We start from the raw sequence: 3,322 nt of genomic DNA, 5'->3' as shown, positions 1-3,322 counted from the left end.
CCCTCATCACAAGCGAAAATCTGCTCGACGAATGACCGCCCTGACGGTAACATTTATTATTAAACAAGCTCTTAATGTTGGATTGCTATATTTTAGACAATCTCTCAGACTTTATCAAGATGCTTTTCCGAAAAATTGCTATATTCGCAGAATAATTGTAGAGGTCCACTCTACTTCATGAATACAGATATTAATATTAGTTTTGCTATAATTGGATTATGAACAATATAAACAAAGACAAACTGCCTGTGATTCTTGTGTCTAACGACGATGGAATCAATGCGCCGGGCATACACCGTCTGATTGACTATGTAGCGGGACGCGGACGTATCATAGCCGTTGCGCCCGATGGCCCACGTAGCGGACAGTCGTCGGCTCTCACGGTAAATTCGCCATTGCGTATCACCCGTCTGCCTGACTATAATGGTGCGGAAATGTATAGTGTCAACGGCACACCGGTTGATTGTGTCAAGCTCGCAGTGCATGTTGTCCTTGGTGATAAACGTCCTGATATTCTCCTTTCCGGTATCAATCATGGATCCAATTCTGCGATTAATGCATTGTATTCCGGTACAATGGGGGCAGTATTCGAAGGGTGTCTATTGGGGGCGGACTCAATAGGTTTTTCCTACCACAGCCATGATGAGAATGCATCGCTTGCGGCATGTGCGCCTGTCGTAGACGAAGTTGTAACCCGTGTGATTGAAAACGGATTGCCCAAAGGTGTGTGTCTGAATGTGAATATCCCCAAATGTGACAAAGTCGCAGGCATAAAGATTGCACGCGCAGCCGAAGGATACTGGACTGAAGAATACGCAGAGTATACCGATCCTCACAACCGACCATATTATTGGCTCACAGGACGTTTTCATAATACCGAACCGGATGCCTCCGACACCGATCTTTATTGGACCGACCGTGGATATGCCTCAGTAGTGCCGTGCCGTCCTGATCAGACTGCTTATGCCGATATGTCGGCTATAAAATCACTTTTTGAGGATTGAGCCGCTATCCTGTTTAAACTTGCTCGATGCAAATTCAATGAAAGGTGAGTGGCATATAAATAAAATGAGTAACTTTGTGCCTGTATGGACTCTTCTACTCTAAAATCACAATCACCATATAAGCGTGGCGCTGATTGGGGTGCCTGGTTCGGCATTTACCTGTCGATCCTGTTTTTCGTCACATCATATTCGGTAAGCAGTCCGGTATGCGCCTTGATTGGGTTGCTTATGATTATCGGAGTGCCTCCGTGCATCTATTTTATGTTGCGAAAAAGCTATGTGTCCGATAATGGGACTACCATATTCTCATCTCTGTGGATGGAAGGTATCTCAATATTCTTTTTCGGCGGCTTGATTGCATCGATTGTCGCAATGATATATATGCGTTGGATTGACCCGACTTTTTTTGACAATCGGATTGACATTCTAATCGACATGTATTCATCCATGGATATGCAGCAGGCACAGGATGCAGCTGACATGCTGACCGCAGCGCGCGATCAGAAACTCTTGCCTAAACCCATCGAACTTACTGTCGATATGTTGTGGCTGATTGTGTTTTCCGGGTCGATTCTATCGATGATTATGTCATGGTTGGTTCAGTTGACAAAGGTGAACCCTAAAGCTCATAACCAAAAGAAATAAAATTTAATATAATTAAGTCTATGGACATATCTGTCGTAGTACCTCTATATAACGAAGCAGAGTCCCTTCCCGAACTTGAGTCATGGATTGACCGAGTTATGAAAAATAATGGGTTCTCTTATGAGATACTTTTCATTAATGATGGATCTACCGATGATTCATGGGAGGTAATCTCGAGCCTTTCCAAAAAGAATCCGTCAGTTCGTGGGGTCTGTTTCCGCCGTAATTATGGAAAGTCGCCAGCCCTGAATACCGGCTTTGCCCGAGCTAAAGGCGATGTGGTGATAACTATGGATGCAGATCTTCAGGACAGCCCGGATGAAATACCGGAACTATACCGGATGATTACAGAAGAGGGCTACGACCTTGTAAGCGGATGGAAGCAGAAACGCTACGATCCCTTGTCAAAGACAATCCCGACCAAACTCTTTAATGCTACCGCACGCAAGGTAAGCGGCATCCATAATCTGCATGATTTCAATTGCGGGCTTAAGGCCTATCGGTCAAAAGTAATAAAACATATTGAGGTTTATGGCGATATGCATCGCTATATTCCTTATCTTGCTAAGAATGCCGGGTTTAACAAGATTGGAGAAAAGGTTGTTCATCATCAGGCACGTAAATACGGGTCTTCAAAGTTCGGACTTGATCGTTTCGTCAATGGATACCTTGACCTCGCGACACTGTGGTTTACGTCTAAGTTTGGCGTTAAACCGATGCATCTTTTCGGGTTGCTTGGCTCGCTGATGTTTTTGCTCGGCTTTATCGCTGTAGCTGTTGTAGGCTTCTCCAAACTTTACAATATGCATCATGGCCTTGATTATCGACTTGTGACCGATTCTCCATACTTTTATCTCGCTCTTACATTAATGATACTTGGCTCTCAGCTTTTCCTCGCAGGATTTATTGGTGAACTTGTCGTAAGGAATTCTCCGGGACGTAATCATTATGAGATAGAAGAAGAAATCGGGTTGTAAATTAACTATATTAATTAATAAATAGATTATGTATCCTCAATTATATAATCTGGTTAAGCAGCGCTACAGCTGCCGCCAGTATCTTGACAAACCTGTTGGCCGCGACCTGATTGCCGCCGTTCTTGATATGGCTCGCCTTGCACCTTCGGCATGCAACCGTCAGCCTTGGGAATTTCTTGTGATTGACACAGACCCTCTGCGTGGTAAAGTAATAGACTGCTATAGCCGCGACTGGGTAAAGAATGTCCCGGTGTTTATTGTGGCTTTAGGACGGCATGACGAGGCCTGGAAGCGTCCTACCGACGGGAAAGACCATACCGATATTGACGTGGCCATTGCTGTAGAGCACATATGTCTTGCCGCAACATCCATGAATCTTGGTACATGTTGGATATGCAACTTTGATGCGGCACGCCTGACTGTCGATCTCGGATTGCCGGAAGGCATCGAGCCTGTTGCGATAATTCCTTTAGGTTATCCTGATTCTACAGCTCCGGTGCCTATGAAAAATCGCAAGCCTTTTGATCAGGTAGTAAAATGGGGCACTTATTGAAATATAAGGCAAAAGTTATATTTGCTGCCGGTTTTGGACTGGTCTTACTGACGGGATGTAACTCTTCCGGATGTACCGATTATAAGAGTTCCATACAGTTGGCCGGATTCTATTCGTACACAACGTTGTATTCGATTTCCGTT

The 3,322-nt window shown here is 44.5% G+C and carries 4 protein-coding genes; all 4 read left to right on the top strand.

The window, feature by feature from the left end:
• The first annotated feature begins 218 nt into the window (after positions 1–218).
• Positions 219–1,004, top strand: coding sequence for a 5'/3'-nucleotidase SurE (gene surE, locus K2I50_RS08760; RefSeq protein WP_301025941.1), 786 nt, complete (start codon positions 219–221; stop codon positions 1,002–1,004).
• Positions 1,005–1,088: 84 nt separating this feature from the next.
• Positions 1,089–1,649, top strand: a complete 561-nt coding sequence (locus tag K2I50_RS08755) for a DUF4199 domain-containing protein (protein WP_301025940.1) — start codon at positions 1,089–1,091, stop codon at positions 1,647–1,649.
• 20 nt (positions 1,650–1,669) lie between these two features.
• On the top strand, positions 1,670–2,626 hold the full coding sequence (locus K2I50_RS08750) for a glycosyltransferase family 2 protein (protein ID WP_301025939.1): 957 nt from the start codon (positions 1,670–1,672) through the stop codon (positions 2,624–2,626).
• A 28-nt stretch (positions 2,627–2,654) separates the two neighbouring features.
• Complete coding sequence (locus K2I50_RS08745) at positions 2,655–3,179, top strand: nitroreductase family protein (RefSeq protein ID WP_301025938.1); 525 nt, start codon at positions 2,655–2,657, stop codon at positions 3,177–3,179.
• The last annotated feature ends 143 nt before the right edge of the window (positions 3,180–3,322 follow it).

The sequence above is a fragment of the Muribaculum sp. genome, assembly GCF_029051885.1.
Classification (GTDB): Bacteria; Bacteroidota; Bacteroidia; order Bacteroidales; family Muribaculaceae; genus Muribaculum.
Note: the sequence above shows the minus strand (reverse complement) of the source record. Positions and strands in the feature narration are given on the sequence as shown.

What these genes read in the sequence shown, in the direction of transcription:
- surE (WP_301025941.1), top strand. Translation starts at nt 219, where the DNA reads ATGAACAATATAAACAAAGACAAACTGCCTGTGATTCTTGTGTCTAAC.
- K2I50_RS08755 (WP_301025940.1), top strand. Translation starts at nt 1,089, where the DNA reads ATGGACTCTTCTACTCTAAAATCACAATCACCATATAAGCGTGGCGCT.
- K2I50_RS08750 (WP_301025939.1), top strand. Translation starts at nt 1,670, where the DNA reads ATGGACATATCTGTCGTAGTACCTCTATATAACGAAGCAGAGTCCCTT.
- K2I50_RS08745 (WP_301025938.1), top strand. Translation starts at nt 2,655, where the DNA reads ATGTATCCTCAATTATATAATCTGGTTAAGCAGCGCTACAGCTGCCGC.